The organism is Legionella shakespearei DSM 23087 (assembly GCF_000373765.1).
GTDB lineage: Bacteria > Pseudomonadota > Gammaproteobacteria > Legionellales > Legionellaceae > Legionella > Legionella shakespearei.
The window spans coordinates 23628-39739 of the sequence record NZ_KB892435.1 but is presented as its reverse complement, the minus strand read 5'-3'; the positions used below and the strand labels follow the sequence as shown (position 1 = coordinate 39739).

Sequence of the window (16112 nt, the reverse complement as noted above, 5' to 3'; positions counted from 1 at the left end):
ATGACTATTTTAGTCGCATAGGTATGTATTTCAGCCTTAGCCGTTATAAATGGCAGCGGCAATCGTTTATTGACCATTTCCCCAAAAACATCAGTAGATTAGCCCCGGAATGTCAATCAGCAATTGGGCTTGCGACTTTTGAACAATGGGAAATTCCATTGAGGGCGCAAGTGCCCGTATTTGTTTTTACCAAAGGAAGCTGGAATGAACAGACTATAAAGAAAGCGCAAAATATGGCAGACATCATACATCACTATCATTAAGTTCCGCCGTCCCGCGGCTTGTCCGCGGCATCCAGGAATCTCACTCCGAACTTAGATCTCTGGATACCGCGGACAAGCCGCGGGACGGCGGAGTAGCGCTTAACTTAATGGCAGTGACACCATACATCATTAATTCAGGGAACATCATGAAACATATTAGAAAATACATGGGCTTAATAGCACGGGGACTTATTTTCAGCTCCTGCCTCAATTATGCCCCTCATTCATTCAGCTGTGATTACTATCCGGAAAACAGAGGACTTGGTGGACGAACTCATCCTGATTTTCCCATGAATAAATATCTCGCAGGACATTTGGGAGTGATAAGTCCCCAATATCACATGTCTTACCTGATTATTGCCTATCGGTATTTATCGAAAAATCCCTTATCAAGGGCGGAGCAACAAGATGCACTGGATGCCTATCTGAGTTTTTTTGCAGGTTTATCAGATGATTACTACCCTATGACTGCAAATGAAAGAGAAGGAATTTGGTTCAAATACGCGCCCCCCAGGGAGCCATTGCGCTGGCATTATGCATCTTTGTACCCCTCACCTGTACTTGAATTTATTACTTTACTCAATCAACCTGTCACAGATGATGCCTCCCATACCTATGAAAGGTTTGGCTTTGCTACTCTCAGGTTACATACTATTGTCAACGAATTAAGTCAGAGCACTCTTTCCACAGAGGAACAAAGAGAAATCATCATGCTCTGGATTGCAGCCCAAAAGAAATTGTTCCGCAATGATACCCTTGATTTAAATGCGGATCTTAACGCAATCCCAACCCATGCACTCCCCCTGTTACAAGCGGACATAAAATACATGCGTGCCGCCATTTATTTCAATTCAGACGAAAAACTGGATTTGCTCCAATCGGCTGAATTGTTTGCACCACTCGCGCAACAAGACGATTATCCCTGGCACGAATTGGCTCAATACCTGATTTACAGAGCATTTACCAGGGCAGCATGCATGGATGCAGAATACCCGAATTACATCCCCCGAGATCATGAGCTATTAAAAAAAGCGCTCTCAGGGATGCAGCAATTAGCCGATAATGCTCAGGATCTTCGTGTAAAACAGGACGCGATTAACTACAGAAATATTATTAAAGGACGACTGGATATAAGAGGAAGGCTTGTTGAGATTGCCCGCCAGACGGAACAAAAGATAAGCAATCCTGAATTTTCTGATCTCATTTTTTATAATCAGAATGTTAACTGGCGTGATGTCTTTGCTGATGATTCAGAACTTGCTGAATGGCTATCGGCATATCTGTCCAAAAATGCCGAAAAGACTTTTCCAAATGCTTACGCCCGTTGGGATAAAAACCGCGATAATATGGCCTGGCTTCTTGTTGCTCTGAACACCATTCAGGTAGCAAATCCGGAACAGAGAAATGAGTTATTTAAGGCTGCGGCACAGGTTCAACCTGCTAATCCAGGATTTTTCAGTATCCGCGCTGCCTGGATTAATGCCACCCTGACAGAAAATAAAACCTCCTCGTTTGGCAGACAACGGCAACTCATTAATAGTACTTTGGCCGCTTTACAGCCGGGAGAGGATTTTGCCACGTCCATGTATTTTTTAAACTTTGGCTTGCAACTCTCAGAAAACATAGAACAGTTACTTTCCTATGGTTTTTTTGTGCCTTCTGCATCCATGGTATCGCTTTATCCCGCTATAGAAACCACCCCATATCCTTTCTATAGTCATTCTGCTTTTTCACAAACCCTCAATAAACTGCCTTTATCAGTATTAACCCAAATTGCAGAATCAAAACGAATACCCAAACTTGCCAGACCACAACTTTATGCCTCCATCTGGGCAAGAGCCACCTTGCTCGGCAAATTCGCAATTGCTGATGCTGTAGCCGCTGAAACAATAAAATTGAACCCAGCGTTAACAACTACGATCAAAGCCAGCCGAAAAACTAAAAATCAGGATGAAAGATACCGATTGTTCGTTAATGCATTGTTACATTATCCCGAGCTCAACCCGATAATCAATCTTAGAAACACCTGGAATCCTGTCCTTGATGATGACGAATTAACTTACAGAATTGAACCGCGTATTGTAGCGGGCAAATATCATGAATGGCCTTATTGGTGTGCTAATCTGACACGAACCAGGGAGATGAAATATGACGAAGATGTGAATGAAAATGTAAATCGAGTTTTGTTGCAAACCCCGATTGCTAAGCTACTTACCTCGGCACAACAAAAAGAATGGGTAAAAGAGCAAGAACAAATTAACTCCCTGCCAGATGGCGCGCAATGGATTGCAGATACAACTGCCCGCCTGGCAAGAAAACATCATAAAGATCAAAGGTATGCGGAATTGTTAGGATTGTCTGTCCGTGCAACACGTATTGTGGCCTGCTACAACAGCAGTTCCTTTGCGTCGCAACGTGCCTTCGCTGCATTACATCGGTTTTATCCGGAAAGTGAATGGGCCAAGCGTACTAAATATTATTATTAATTTTTACAAAACCATATCCGGAAAAATGCTACCGCAATATATCAGATTTCGTAGCCCATATTAGGCGTCAGCCGTAATACGGGGAATGAGTTTATTGCCCTTCGATCACGGCTGCGAGCAGCTGACTCTTCTACACATCTCTGAGAACACAATCTGGGATTGACTCCGACATCCCTCAGCTTGTCCGAGGGAGCCATGGATTCAGAGCAGAAACACAGTCCCTGCCAGTATAACTGTTCCGCTTCCTGACGGTCGCGGCTCGGTTTTCGTGCGTTCGTATTGACTTCATCGTGCACCAGAAACCGAGCCGCGACCGTCAAGAAGCGGAAGTTTTGTTGCGGCACAGAGCATGATTTAGCATTAGTCTAGGGCATAGACTAAGATGTGATCAAGAGACAGTTACAGCAGACCGGGCTACAGACCCTGCCAAGATTCTGGTTTAATGGCTCTGTTGCTCTGGCACGGTCTCTCGGAAACCTCTTGACCTCGCTTGGCTTTTAGGGCGTTGTGCACAGGGATGTGCACACCGACCGCATGGATGCAGGTTTCCCTAAAAGACAAGCGAGGTTAAGGGGTTTCTTGCTTCGATCTTTCGCTTTGGGGGTTATCATAGCTTATTGCCACCCCGATCCCGGCTGCGAGCAGACCGGGCTACGATCCGCATTTGGAATGGCATCAGGCAAAAGATCGTTTTATGTTCTAGAATTACAGTGGATCTCATTAAGGAGCATTGCGATGCACACATCATCAAAGAAGTATTTGATAGATTTATCACAAGAAAAACCCACATCGCCAAAAAGAGATCATCAAAAAAAATTAGAACAAATAATGAGCAGGAGGTTCTGATCATCGTTGAATAGTACTCTGCTATGTCAGGCCGAACAAGCGTAGTGATCAGCATTTTTTTGCTGATCCTGCTACAGCAAATTCCAGTGGATATTTATTTGCCTTCTTTTCCAGACATGGCAAACCATTTTTCTGTACCTCCAAAAATGATTCAGGAAACCCTGACCTTATATTTATTAGGTTTTGGCATTGCCCCCTTTTTTTGGGGGCCTTTATCCGATAAATACGGACGCAGGAAAATATTATTATCCAGCCTCGTTTTATTTACACTGGCAAATCTGGGCTGTGCCATTACTAATTCAATATACTGGATGCTGATTTTCCGGGTTATTGCAGGAATTGCCGGAGGTGGATTACAAATTTCAACATCAGCCATGGCACGTGATATTGCCACGGGAAAATCGCTGCTTTTACTATCATCCTATATGTCGCTCATGTGGGCAATTATTCCCATTGTAGCTCCGGTGATTGGCAGCCACATTCAGGACAGTCTGGGCTGGCGCAGTAATTTCTATTTTATTTTGCTTTGGTCTTTGCCTATTTTGTATTTTATGTTGAGCTACTTGCCAGAAACCATCCACGAAAAGGAACAACTGTCGTTCCGAACAGTGATACGCCGTTTTGGCAAACTTTTTCGTAATACCAAATTCACTTTTTATGTAATAACTACCGGGCTTAGTTTTTCATTAACGATAGCCTTTTGTACGGCCGCCCCCTTCTTGTTTCAAAAGCACATGGGTTTAAATGTAATTCAGTTTGGCTGGTTAATGTTTGTGGTTGCCGGTGGATATCTTATTGGCGTTTTGGTAAACAGTTTTATCCTGCATTACTTCAGTGTTGAACGAATCATACAAGGTGGTTTGGTGACTTCATTGGCGGCAGCGGGGTTAATGGTGTTTTTCGCAGCCATTGATGTATTTACCGTGCTTTCTGTTGTCGGCCCCGTATTCTTAATCATTTTCAGCCAAGGGTTTATTTTCCCCAATGCAATAGGGTTAGCGATGAATAATCTGACCCACGATTTTGGCCTGTCCTCTTCATTACTCACCAGTTTTCAGATGATCGTTGTAGGTTCTGTGAGTCAATTTGTTACCAGCTTCGACCATAGCGATCCTTTGCCATTAGCAATTACCATGCTGGGAGTTGTTATTGTGTTGTGCGTTCTGTACATACTCTTTATTCGTTTTGTACAGAAAACTTAAATAGCAGTACAAACTTGCAAAACAACTGCTCACAATCAATACTTACTGTTAATAAAGTAATGATTTTCGAGCCATCATGGTGAAATTTGTCGAGGTCGAACATAAATTTTGCTTCAATGACAAGCAAAGTTTTGAAAAAACCGAATCAGCCATAATACAGCTACACCCTCTGCAGGATTATGAAATCGATGTTGCCGAACGCTATTTTCTCGTTGAAGGGCTGAATCATTTTATTATTCGCCACAAAGTTGATGAAGAAAAACAAAGCCTTACATTAAAATCATTTGATATCGGCGAAGATTCAGAAACACGTATGGAAATCGACATTCCTCTGGCTCAGGAACAAGGGGATTTGTTGCAAGAGGTGGAAAAATTTATTGCAGCGTTCAACACTTATAAAGAATACAAGCTGACCAAACATCTGAAAGTATTCCATTTCGCTGAAGCAGAAGTCATCCTGTATCAGGCTAATTCTCAGGATAAAGAAGTTTTTGCCCTGGAAATTGAGAGCACTAAAGCATACAAAAATCAGGCATTGAAACATATTAAAGAATTTGAACTGCAGTTAGGGCTGGATGAGAGACTGCGCGAAAAGCGCTGCCTGTTTGAACTCCTCTTTGCCAGTTAGATGAAGTCAATCACTCTTATTCACAAAGCAGGGAAAGAGCCATGCAATCCGATAATAAAATAGCGTTGGTTACAGGTGGAGCCAAACGAGTGGGTCGAAGTATAGTCGAGAAACTAGCTCAAAATGGCTATGATGTCGTGATTAACCACCACGCCTCTGATGAACAGTCCCAGGAAGTAAAACAACTGGTGGAGCAATTTGGCAGACGTTGCCTGGTTGTCAAAGCAGACATCCAATCGCCGCAAGCAGTCCATGACATGTTTCTGGCCATTCAGCAATATTTTGGCCGCATTGACCTGCTGGTAAATAGTGCATCGCTCTATGTAAGCCATTCATTTCCCTGTGACGATTTTCAACCCTTGTACGACTCTTTCGGAGTAGCAGTTTATGGCAGTTTATATTGTGCCAATGAAGCCGCAAAAATAATGTTGCCCCAAGGGAACGGGGCAATTATTAATATCATTGATTTATTTGCCTTTTATCCCTGCAAAAATATGATGTTTCACGGTATTTCAAAAGCAGCTCTGGCCAGTTTGACCCAATATCTGGCAGTAGAACTTGGACCAACGATACGGGTCAATGCCATAGCTCCAGGACCAGTTTTACCTCCCGAGCAATACTCGGCTGAACGACAAATCAAATCTGCTGAACGTACATTACTGAAACGCTGGGGTAAACCGGAAGATGTGGCCAATGCCGTTTTATACCTGGCAGAAGCAGAGTACGTTACTGGAGATATCATATTTGTTGATGGCGGAAGCCATATCAATATAGTAGAGCATTAAACTGCCACACCAGAAGACAACATGACCAATTGACAAACAGATTCATCTCTATATAATGCGTGTTACCTTTAATTTGTGGATAAACAATGAAACTGCGTTTTAACCTGTTACTTCAAGTTTTATTTATTTTTACTCTGGCCTCACAGCCAGCATTTCCGGAACCAGCAAATCTCAGTCTGGTAAAACAGGAAGTTAAAAGCTACTACGATTCCGGACTTTATCATCAGGAATTAGAAAAAAAAATCCATGAAGCACAGCACTACATTGAAACCCAGGCTCTGGCAAACCAACAAAGTAAGACGCCCAAAAAACTGGCTGTAGTTCTGGATATAGATGAAACCAGTTTGTCCAATTACAACAAAATGGTAGTACGTGATTTCATAGGCAACCGTGAACAAATCCACAAAGAAATTCTGGCCGCTGATTCTCCCGCAATAAAACCCATGCTCGTTTTATATAAAAACGCCCAAAAGCATGGCGTTAAAGTATTTTTCGTCACTGGCAGAGTAGAGGCCGAACGGGAAGCAACACAAAAGAACCTGCTGAATGCCGGATACAGCCAATGGTCTGGTCTGTTTTTACGGCCGGATGCATACCAGAATGCTTCGATTATTCCCTTTAAATCGGAAGCCCGTGCCAATATTGAGAAAAAAGGCTATACCATTATTGCAACTATTGGGGATCAATTAAGTGATATTGATGGTGGCTATGCAGAGAAAGGATTTAAATTACCCAATCCATTCTATTACTTGCCTTAAATGAAGACTCCCCTCATCCAAAGTGGAATGGCGAGGGGAGAATGAAACTCGAAGAATAAGAGCAATTAAGCAGCTTTACCCTTCATACGAACGGCCATTACTTCCAGAGCTAAAAACTTGATGTAATCGTAGGTAACATAGTAATCACCTTGGTCTCCTGCAAATTTAGACCAGGAGTTACGCAGGGTAAATACGCCGCGGTTAACATGGCCTTCATTGTCAGTTACTTCAAGATCATCATCATAAGCAGTAATTACTAATTCATGGCCCGCATAAATTTGTCCATTCATGGCATCCATGATGATTTCAGGAGTCAGCATCCAGGTATCATTGAACGCGCGATTGGTACCTACTGCTCCAGCATCACCGACATAAACGTCCAGCAGCATACCAACAGTCAGACGGTTTCCTTTAGCCAGCTCTGATTTAATCTGATAGACAATATCATTCATATTAACGGCAGGAGACAGGGCTTCCTGGTCGCTTAATAAAGCTTCCCAGCTTATCAGGTTGGAAATAGGAATACTGTGCGCCAGATATTCGGAATCAGACATTGGCTTGCCTTCGTTCTCTTCCTCAGTTAAAGGATAATCCCTTACACCGGCACAGCCATTCAGTTTCTGGTAATTCTGACTGATAATACCGTATTCAGAAATTTGCCCCAGAACCCAGGAACCATAAGAACCATTCCAGCCGCTTGCCTGCGCTTTATCATTAATTGCCAGATAACTGCCTAATTCAAGGCTGCATAATTGGCTGACGTAGTCACCAGCACCTAAAGCAGCGTCTATAGCAGCAGTAACAGCAAATGTAACACAGCTACCGTGATAGCCCTGATTCAATACAGGCGTCAGTTGCATACCCACATTCACTTTTCTTGGTAACTCGGAAGAAAGGGAAGGAGAATTGTTTACGGAATTCTTCGGATACTGTGATAATTGTTGGCGCAGATAAGATTTTGCTTCATTTGATAATTCAAATGTGGGTAGTTTAAAAGTTAAATCCTGAACAGAAACACTGGAATTTTTAGGAGTGACATGAACGTCCATCTCTCCCTTTAAGGCTACTGAACCAGCAAAAGCTAATGAAGTAGACAACGACAGTACAGCTATATTTGCTAACTTATTCATATAATTACATCCCTATAGATAAACCTCGTTCATCATATCAAGAGAAAAACTAAATGCAACAAAATATGCAGAAAGTATTTACGAAAAACTCTCGGAACCAACATGTTTTTTAAACGCTCAAATTATATTAATGCAAATCCAGACAGGCATTTATTGCTTTTACTCACAACAAAAATGTAAAAATAATTTGCAATATGACTTAAAAGTGCGTTAAAATTCGGGCTTTAAAACTTAAGAGGCAACACTAATGAAAAATGACATACCTGGATATTATGCTCTTGAAAAACCACCAAGAGGAATAGGGTCTGACTTTTTTAGAAGTGTCAATATGTATGCCAACTGGGCTTTTTCTTTTTTCCTCAGACGCGTCATCATTAATGTTGCCTTGGCTCCAAATGAGGTAAGGCCTCAGGAGCCCATGCATGTGATGTTTCTCACTGATGACAGAACAGAAAAAGGTTCTGTGATCCTCAACCTCCTTTCACCCGAAATTAATGAACCAGGTACAAGTTACTACAGCAAACTGCCTTCACTAGTTACTGAAAGCACAAGACTCGAATACTCATTGGATAATCCTGAACATAAGGCCTATGTTGATTCCGTAATTGATGAAATCGGACGTCTTATGACAGGAAAATCCGAGAATAAAAAATGTAAAAACAAGCACTTTGCTATTGAAGAATTGCACATCAAAGGAATGGAAAGACTTCAGGCACCCTTACTGGACTACTTTAAACAACAAGTACAACAAAAATACGGCGACGATTTTTTTGAGCACCCCCGTACGCTTGGACTGAATTTTTTCACCCTGGAAACTGCAGATGATGCCCTGCTTGAATCATTGGAACTCTCCAGCGCTGAAGAACGCATGAAGCCGATTGCAGAAAGAAAATTCGTCATTTCCTGTATGGCTCGTAATCAGAATTACATGTATTGGCTTAAAGATCTTTACACTACATCTGCCGGCATCGGTTGTTCTGTTGTCAGTTTCAACTATCGCGGCATCGAGTACAGCAGAGGTACGGTATTTAGCCAGGAAGAATTGGTTAATGACGCCTGCGCTCAGGCACAACGTCTGATTGAAATGGGGGCTAACCCTGAAAATATCGCATTTGAAGGCATGAGCATGGGTGGCGCTGTTGCGACTATTTCTGCAGCAAGAATGCACGAAAAAGGTTTAAAAGTGAGCCTCTATAACGAGCGCTCCTACCGTTCGCTAGTCCGATTAATGGTTGGGTATGTTTTGCCAGACGAAAAAAGCAGTCTTTGGAACCCGCTGACCTTGTTGCAATACGCCTTTGCAGGCCTTGCCTATCTTTTTGTCCTGCCTGGACTATGGATGCTTGGATGGCACCTGAATTCAGCAGGTGCATGGGATAAAATTCCACAGGCCTATAAGTCATTTTCAGTAGCCCGGAATCATTTTGATCCAGAGCATCCTGACGATGATGATTTTGTTAATGACAGTTTTGCCTCCATTGCATCGCTGATGGACGAGCACCGAATTGAAATTCAGCAAAAACTGGCAAATCATGAGGCGCTCTCCCCTGATGAACAACAAGTGTTGGAAGACATTCCGGAATCTCATGATTTTACCCTGGACAGGGAAGACAAGATTAATGACAATCCCTCGCCCCACTCTGCCCCTCGCCGATTTATGCAGGACAGCAAATCCAAGGCGCACAATTTGCATGACCATATGATAGAACAGGTTGGTCACATGCTCCATGTCAGGTAAAAACGTGTAGCCCGGTCTGCTTGCAGCCGGGATCGAAGTGGCACCATCCCGGCTGCAAGCAGACCGGGTTACGCTACAAGACTGCGCCATTCCCGGAACCACGTCGTCCTGAAGTATCCCCACGAAAATGATTTATTTATCAGCACTACCTCTTCTGTTTCCTTATGCTCTCATTACCTAAAGAAAACCGAGCCGCGACCGTTAGGAAACGGAACAGTTATACTGGCACGTACTTTGTTTCTTGTACCTGTCATGGAATGAGTGATAGCAGGCTCCGTGCCTTAACAAAATTTCCGCTCCCTCACGGTCGCGGCTCGGTTTTCTGGTGCATGATAAAGTAAATAGGAATGCACGGAAACCGAGCCGCGACCGTGAGGGAGCGGAAATTTTGATGTACTTGATTAGCGAATCACAATACAGGCTCAAGGGGATAGTTTTTTTATATATAACGACTAAGAACGACTTGAATTGATCAGAAGCAACTTCTTCCCAGTTGCGGTATAATGCCGATTCGTACCCAATAAGGATCTGATATATGCGTACTCTTTTTATAAGTTTCTTAATTGCCTTGCTGTCTTTTGGCCTGTTCATCAATGAAGCTTCTGCCAAACGTTTTGGTGGCGGGAGAAGTTTTGGTGTTCAACGTTCTCAAAGCAGTCTCTTTTCTTCCCATAAAACGCAAAACACGGCCTCTATGGCGCAAAAATCCAATAGAGGAAAATGGGGTGGTATGTTAGGAGGAATGTTAGTCGGAGGCCTGTTAGCCAGTCTGTTCATGGGCAATGGTTTGGCCAATGGCCTGATGACCTGGTTGATACTTGGTTCTGTCCTTTTCTTTGTTGTCAGTTTCCTGCGTAGAAAAATGCAACCCGGCTTGCAGTCAGCGCAACCGAATGCATTTCGCCAAAGCAATCCTTTTAATAATTTTACTCAGGCTTATGCAAACAGCAGTAGCAGCAACCAGTCTAATATTGATCAAGCTGATTTTGCTCCTGACTCGTTTATCCGTAATGCGAAAAAATGCTTTATTCGCATGCAAGCAGCTTATGATCAGAAAAACCTGGAGGATTTGAACAGCTTTACGGCACCAGAAGTTTTTGCCGAAATTAAAATGCAATTGGAAGAACGTGGCGATGCACCCAACATCACAGAAATCATTCATCTGGATGCAGAATTGCTTGATGTGTCGAAACAGGCTGATTCAACTATTTCCAGTGTACGATTCACTGGTTCGATTAAAGAGAATGGTGAAACCAGTTCCCTGGATGAAATCTGGCATTTCCGTCAATTCTCCAAAAATGGCGAATGGGTTGTTGGCGGGATACAACAGGAAGTGTTTCAACCGTAAAACTTCTTCGAAGCCGTAGCCCGGTCTGCTTGCAGCCGGGATCGGTACCACAATCAAGCGTCTCATCCCGGTTGCAAGCAAGCCGGGCTACTTTGACTTTATCATTTTCCCGATTCACGTCGTCCTGAGCGCGTCTTTTTGCGCGAAGGATCTCCAAATACTGGCACCATACCCACGCCAAAAGACGCGCTCAGGACGACGCGAATCCGGGGAACGATGTAGATCCGGTTATATCAATACTGCACATCAATAATTTCATAATCAACCAAACCGCCCGGTGTATTAACGGTAACGGTGTCATCCAGCTCTTTGCCAATCAAGGCACGACCAATAGGTGAACTGTATGAAATTTTATTCAGCTTGATGTCTGCTTCGTCTTCACCAACTATTTGATACGTCAGCTCTGCATCAGTAGCGACATGACATATCTTCACTGTAGCGCCAAATACTACCTTGCCATTATTCGGTAATTTGCTGATATCAACAATTTGCGCATGAGACAATTTGGCTTCCAAATCCTGGATTCGGCCCTCATTAAAACTCTGCTGCTCTCTTGCCGCATGATACTCTGCATTTTCTTTCAAATCGCCATGGGCACGAGCCGTTGCAACAGCCTCAATGATGCGGGGCCTGTCAACAAACTTTAAACGTTGTAATTCTTCTTTCAGTGCTTCTGCACCTTGTACTGTCATAGGATGTTTGCTCATATCCACCTCTAATGTAAATCCTGTAATCGTGTTACGGTTTCGCGGTCTTCATATTTCATCGCCAGGCACGCGGCCTCAGCTCCAGATAATGTTGTAGTATAGCTAACCTTATGCTGCAATGCATTGCGGCGAATAGCAAAAGAATCCGCAATCGCTTTTTTGCCTTCGGTTGTATTGACAATAAAATCCACTTCATTATTTTTGATAAAATCCAGCACATGAGGTCTGCCTTCTCCGACTTTAAAGACGCGGCGGCAATCCACACCCGCAGCCTGTAAGGCCAGCGCTGTACCTCGTGTAGCAATAATTTCAAAACCCAGTTCAATTAATCTCTTGGCTATCTCCCCCACGCGGGTCTTATCCGCATCACGAACTGAAACAAAAGCACGCCGACGCTTGGCTATATTGCAGCTAGCCCCCAGTTGCGCTTTGGCATAGGCCTGTCCAAAACGCTTGGCAATACCCATGACTTCGCCTGTAGATTTCATTTCTGGCCCTAAAATGGAATCTACTCCGGAAAATTTGATAAACGGAAACACCGGTAATTTAATCGAGTAAAAAGAAGGCATGTGATGATTATGCGCCAGACCTTGATCTTTAAGGCTGATCCCTACTTTACACAGGGCAGCAATTTTAGCTAAAGGCAAACCTGTAGCCTTTGAAACAAAAGGCACAGTTCTTGATGCACGCGGGTTCACTTCCAACACATAAATATCATCGGCCTGAATAGCAAACTGGGCATTAATAAGCCCCACAACGCCCAATTTTAAAGCCATCTGGCGCATCTGCTCCATTAAATCCTGTTGCACCACCACACTTAAGCTAAAAGGAGGCAAGGTACAGGCCGAATCACCAGAGTGTATCCCTGCCTGCTCAATGTGCTCCATAATGGCGCCGATAAGAACTTCTTTACCGTCACATACCGCATCAATATCTACTTCAATAGCATCATTCAAAAATCTGTCGAGCAACACGGGTGAGTCGTTAGAAACAGCCACAGCATGGGACAAATAGTGACGCAAATCCTCTTCCTGATAGACGATTTCCATAGCTCGCCCACCTAATACATAAGAAGGCCTTACCACCAGGGGATAACCAATACGGTTTGCCAGTTCAATGGCTTCTTCCTCACTTCGTACTGTTCCGTTTTGGGGTTGATGCAATTTCAATTCTTGCACCAATTGCTGGAAACGCTCACGATCTTCGGCCATATCGATGGCATCAGGAGAGGTACCAATGATTTTCACGCCATTTGCTTCCAAAGCTCTGGCCAGTTTCAAAGGAGTCTGACCACCATAATGCACTACCACACCATCGGGTTTTTCTATATCCACTATAGATAAAACATCTTCCAAGGTAACAGGTTCAAAATAGAGCCGATCTGAAGTATCAAAGTCAGTGGATACCGTTTCAGGGTTACAATTCACCATAATGGTCTGGTAACCGGCATCTCTTAAAGCCATAGCAGCATGCACACAGCAATAATCAAATTCTATGCCCTGGCCAATACGGTTTGGCCCACCGCCGAGAATCATAACTTTTTTCTTTCCGGTTTCAGGACGTGCTTCACAACTGCCTTCGTAACAGGAATACATATAAGCGGTATCACTGGGAAACTCGCCAGCACAAGAGTCAATACGTTTATAAACAGGAGTAATGCCCAGCTCAATACGACGATCCCTTACTTGTGCTTCAGTACAATACATTAATTTAGCTAAATAAGCGTCTGCAAAGCCACGGCGTTTTAATAAGCGCAAGGTGGTTTTATCCAGCTCATGAACTGATTTACCAAAAACCGAACGCTCCAAATGCACCAATTCTTCTATCTGGGCAAGGAACCAGGGATCAACACGGCTTTCGAGATGGATTTCTTCCAATGACAGATTTTGACGAAAAGCATCGGCTATATACCACAGCCTGTCCGGGGTTGGCTCATGTAAACGCCCTCTCAAACGAGCAATATCCCCTTTCTCGAACAGGGAATTCAGACCCGTGCGGCCGATTTCAAGACCGCGAATCGCTTTTTGCAAAGACTCCTGAAAATTGGAGCCTATGGCCATCACTTCCCCTACTGATTTCATCTGAGTAGTTAAGGTAGTGGGTGTCTGAGGGAATTTGTCAAAATTAAAGCGTGGTATTTTGGTCACCACATAATCAATGCTGGGTTCGAAGGATGCTGGAGTTTTGCCGCCAGTAATTTCATTCTTCAATTCATCAAGGGTATAGCCTATTGCCAGTTTCGCTGCAACTTTGGCAATGGGGAAACCTGTAGCTTTCGAAGCCAGAGCCGAACTGCGCGACACCCTGGGATTCATTTCGACCACCAGCATACGGCCATCTTCTGGGTTAATAGCAAACTGAACGTTTGATCCACCCGTATCCACTCCTACAGCCCGCAATACCTTGATTGCAGCGTCACGCATGCGCTGGTATTCCTTATCGGTCAGGGTTTGTGCAGGTGCTACAGTGATGGAATCCCCGGTATGGACGCCCATAGGATCCAGGTTTTCAATAGTACATACGATAATGCAATTGTCATTTTTATCGCGCACTACTTCCATTTCATATTCTTTCCACCCCAAAACTGATTCATCAATCAGCAGTTCGCGGGTGGGTGACAGTTCCAGGCCTCGTGTACAGATTTCTTCAAACTCTTCACGGTTATAAGCAATACCGCCACCACTACCGCCCATGGTAAATGAAGGGCGAATAATTGCAGGAAAGCCCAACCGCGCCTGAACCTGAATGGCTTCTTCAAGACTGTGAGCTATGGCGGAACGCGGCATGTCCAGGCCGATTTTAATCATTAACTGGCGAAATTTCTCTCTGTCTTCAGCCTTATCTATGGCTTCTCGTGTAGCTCCTATCATTTCAACAGAGTACTGTGCCAAAACGCCTTCCCTTACCAAATCAAGGGCACAGTTCAGTGCGGTTTGACCACCCATGGTAGGTAGAAGGGCATCAGGACGTTCCTTTTCAATAATGCGCGCTACTTCTTTCCAACTGACCGGCTCAATATAAGTGGCATCAGCAATTTCAGGATCGGTCATAATGGTTGCCGGATTAGAATTGACCAATATCACCCTGTAACCTTCTTCCTTCAAGGCATGTACTGCCTGGGTACCAGAGTAATCAAACTCACAAGCTTGCCCAATGACGATTGGGCCAGCCCCAAGAATAAGGATGGATTTAATATCAGTTCGTTTTGGCATAGTGGCAACAAAAAAAAGAATAAAGTGATGTATTTTACCGAGTTTTGCCTAAAGATTATACCCTTGATTGATACTCTGTTAATATAATTTTTAATTATCTGATTTTTAGGTGGATTTATCTTTTGGCAGTAATGCGGCTTTAGCTATAGGCATTAGCCAAAACCATCTGCAGACCGGCTTCCGTCAAAGACAAGTATTTAAATTCAACATCAGCAGTGGTGCGCTCCAACCATTCATTGGCAATACAGACTCCAGCCAGCTTTTGCGCTTCTTCTACGGAAACCGGCACACCCAGTTTCTCTGAAAGCGCTGCGGCAGCCTCTCCTTCAATACTCAAAAACACCTGTTCACGAGTAATACTTTGTGCCTTCATCTCATCATAAAACAAATTTAAAATATCCAGCTCATTCATGATCATTCCTATATTAATACGGATCACGTCACCCTGAGTGCGTTTTTTGCACGAAGGATCTCACTTAGTTTAAAGATGCCCTTAATACTTAGTTTTAGATTGAATTATCTAACTTATCAAGCAATACTGACACTACTTAAGATGTTTTTGTAGCCCGGTCTGCTTGCAGCCGGGAATTGTGCCACTTCGATCCCGGCTGCAAGTAGGCCGGGCTACGCACTGCAAGCTAAATCAGGCTCTGTGCCTCAACAAAAATTCCGCTTCCTCACGGTCGCGGCTCGGTTTTCGTGCGTTCGTAGATACTTCATCGTGCACCGGAAAGGGGCTGACGTTATTTTAGGCTTTCTTTTTTCTGTAAATTTTTTGACCTAAATAAGCTATAATATAATTGGATGTACCAGTTTTAAGGAGATAGAAATGCCTATTGGAGTGTTGTTCTGGGTCCTTATGGTTATCTGGTTAGTCTTGGGTCTCTATTGGTATAGAGGTGATTTTACTCGTGGTAATTACGGACTAATTGGCAGTAATTTGCTGCTGTTCGTTTTATTAGCCATATTAGGCTGGAGAGTGTTTGGACCCATTCTTCAATGATCACCT

13 protein-coding genes are annotated in these 16112 nt (G+C 43.6%); 9 read left to right on the top strand and 4 right to left on the bottom strand.

Translation table 11 applies throughout. The features are described from left to right. The first annotated feature begins 23 nt into the window (after nt 1-23). From B094_RS0114060 to B094_RS0114030, 6 genes are all read left to right on the top strand, one after another. Entirely contained in the window at nt 24-263 is a 240-nt protein-coding gene (locus tag B094_RS0114060) for a hypothetical protein (protein ID WP_018578458.1), read from the top strand. Nucleotides 264-409: 146 nt separating this feature from the next. Next, nucleotides 410-2749 carry a hypothetical protein gene (locus B094_RS17385; RefSeq protein ID WP_018578457.1) on the top strand — a complete coding sequence of 780 codons (2340 nt, stop codon included), beginning with the start codon at nt 410-412 and terminating at the stop codon, nt 2747-2749. A gap of 869 nt (nt 2750-3618) precedes the next feature. Then, nucleotides 3619-4797, top strand: coding sequence for a multidrug effflux MFS transporter (locus B094_RS0114045; RefSeq protein ID WP_018578455.1), 1179 nt, complete (start codon nt 3619-3621; stop codon nt 4795-4797). A 76-nt stretch (nt 4798-4873) separates the two neighbouring features. Beyond that, complete coding sequence (locus tag B094_RS0114040) at nt 4874-5425, top strand: hypothetical protein (protein ID WP_018578454.1); 552 nt, start codon at nt 4874-4876, stop codon at nt 5423-5425. Nucleotides 5426-5466: 41 nt separating this feature from the next. Beyond that, the gene (locus B094_RS0114035; protein WP_018578453.1) at nt 5467-6210 is read left to right on the top strand and encodes an SDR family NAD(P)-dependent oxidoreductase; all 744 of its coding nucleotides are present in this window, start codon (nt 5467-5469) and stop codon (nt 6208-6210) included. Nucleotides 6211-6296: 86 nt separating this feature from the next. Further along, nucleotides 6297-6968: an HAD family acid phosphatase gene (locus B094_RS0114030; protein WP_018578452.1), complete on the top strand. Its 672-nt coding sequence runs from the start codon at nt 6297-6299 to the stop codon at nt 6966-6968. A 65-nt stretch (nt 6969-7033) separates the two neighbouring features. Here the strand turns inward: B094_RS0114030 and B094_RS0114025 are convergent, their stop codons facing one another. Beyond that, entirely contained in the window at nt 7034-8098 is a 1065-nt protein-coding gene (locus tag B094_RS0114025) for a C1 family peptidase (RefSeq protein ID WP_018578451.1), read from the bottom strand. A 247-nt stretch (nt 8099-8345) separates the two neighbouring features. On the opposite strand from B094_RS0114025, the gene B094_RS0114020 reads away from it, so the two are divergent. Next, a complete protein-coding gene (locus B094_RS0114020; protein ID WP_018578450.1) occupies nt 8346-9836 on the top strand; it encodes an alpha/beta hydrolase family protein in 1491 nt (496 codons plus the stop codon). 535 nt (nt 9837-10371) lie between these two features. Next, complete coding sequence (locus tag B094_RS0114015) at nt 10372-11184, top strand: Tim44 domain-containing protein (protein ID WP_018578449.1); 813 nt, start codon at nt 10372-10374, stop codon at nt 11182-11184. Between the two features lie 233 nt (nt 11185-11417). Here B094_RS0114015 and greA read toward each other — a convergent pair whose 3' ends face one another. From greA to B094_RS0114000, 3 genes are all read right to left on the bottom strand, one after another. Further along, nucleotides 11418-11891, bottom strand: a complete 474-nt coding sequence (gene greA / locus B094_RS0114010; RefSeq protein ID WP_018578448.1) for a transcription elongation factor GreA — start codon at nt 11889-11891, stop codon at nt 11418-11420. Between the two features lie 8 nt (nt 11892-11899). Continuing rightward, nucleotides 11900-15103, bottom strand: coding sequence for a carbamoyl-phosphate synthase large subunit (carB, locus tag B094_RS0114005; protein ID WP_018578447.1), 3204 nt, complete (start codon nt 15101-15103; stop codon nt 11900-11902). 139 nt (nt 15104-15242) lie between these two features. Further along, nucleotides 15243-15515 carry a hypothetical protein gene (locus B094_RS0114000; RefSeq protein ID WP_018578446.1) on the bottom strand — a complete coding sequence of 91 codons (273 nt, stop codon included), beginning with the start codon at nt 15513-15515 and terminating at the stop codon, nt 15243-15245. Nucleotides 15516-15932: 417 nt separating this feature from the next. Here B094_RS0114000 and B094_RS17380 point away from each other — a divergent pair, with 417 nt between their 5' ends. Continuing rightward, the gene (locus B094_RS17380; protein ID WP_018578445.1) at nt 15933-16106 is read left to right on the top strand and encodes a hypothetical protein; all 174 of its coding nucleotides are present in this window, start codon (nt 15933-15935) and stop codon (nt 16104-16106) included. Nucleotides 16107-16112: the final 6 nt, after the last annotated feature.

Bases quoted from the DNA above. Each gene is read 5' to 3' on its own strand.
- B094_RS0114015 (WP_018578449.1), top strand. From the start codon at position 10,372: ATGCGTACTCTTTTTATAAGTTTCTTAATTGCCTTGCTGTCTTTTGGC.
- B094_RS0114025 (WP_018578451.1), bottom strand. From the start codon at position 8,098: ATGAATAAGTTAGCAAATATAGCTGTACTGTCGTTGTCTACTTCATTA.
- greA (WP_018578448.1), bottom strand. From the start codon at position 11,891: ATGAGCAAACATCCTATGACAGTACAAGGTGCAGAAGCACTGAAAGAA.
- B094_RS17385 (WP_018578457.1), top strand. From the start codon at position 410: ATGAAACATATTAGAAAATACATGGGCTTAATAGCACGGGGACTTATT.
- B094_RS0114020 (WP_018578450.1), top strand. From the start codon at position 8,346: ATGAAAAATGACATACCTGGATATTATGCTCTTGAAAAACCACCAAGA.
- B094_RS0114040 (WP_018578454.1), top strand. From the start codon at position 4,874: ATGGTGAAATTTGTCGAGGTCGAACATAAATTTTGCTTCAATGACAAG.
- B094_RS0114045 (WP_018578455.1), top strand. From the start codon at position 3,619: ATGTCAGGCCGAACAAGCGTAGTGATCAGCATTTTTTTGCTGATCCTG.
- B094_RS0114060 (WP_018578458.1), top strand. From the start codon at position 24: ATGTATTTCAGCCTTAGCCGTTATAAATGGCAGCGGCAATCGTTTATT.
- B094_RS0114030 (WP_018578452.1), top strand. From the start codon at position 6,297: ATGAAACTGCGTTTTAACCTGTTACTTCAAGTTTTATTTATTTTTACT.
- B094_RS0114035 (WP_018578453.1), top strand. From the start codon at position 5,467: ATGCAATCCGATAATAAAATAGCGTTGGTTACAGGTGGAGCCAAACGA.
- B094_RS17380 (WP_018578445.1), top strand. From the start codon at position 15,933: ATGCCTATTGGAGTGTTGTTCTGGGTCCTTATGGTTATCTGGTTAGTC.
- carB (WP_018578447.1), bottom strand. From the start codon at position 15,103: ATGCCAAAACGAACTGATATTAAATCCATCCTTATTCTTGGGGCTGGC.
- B094_RS0114000 (WP_018578446.1), bottom strand. From the start codon at position 15,515: ATGAATGAGCTGGATATTTTAAATTTGTTTTATGATGAGATGAAGGCA.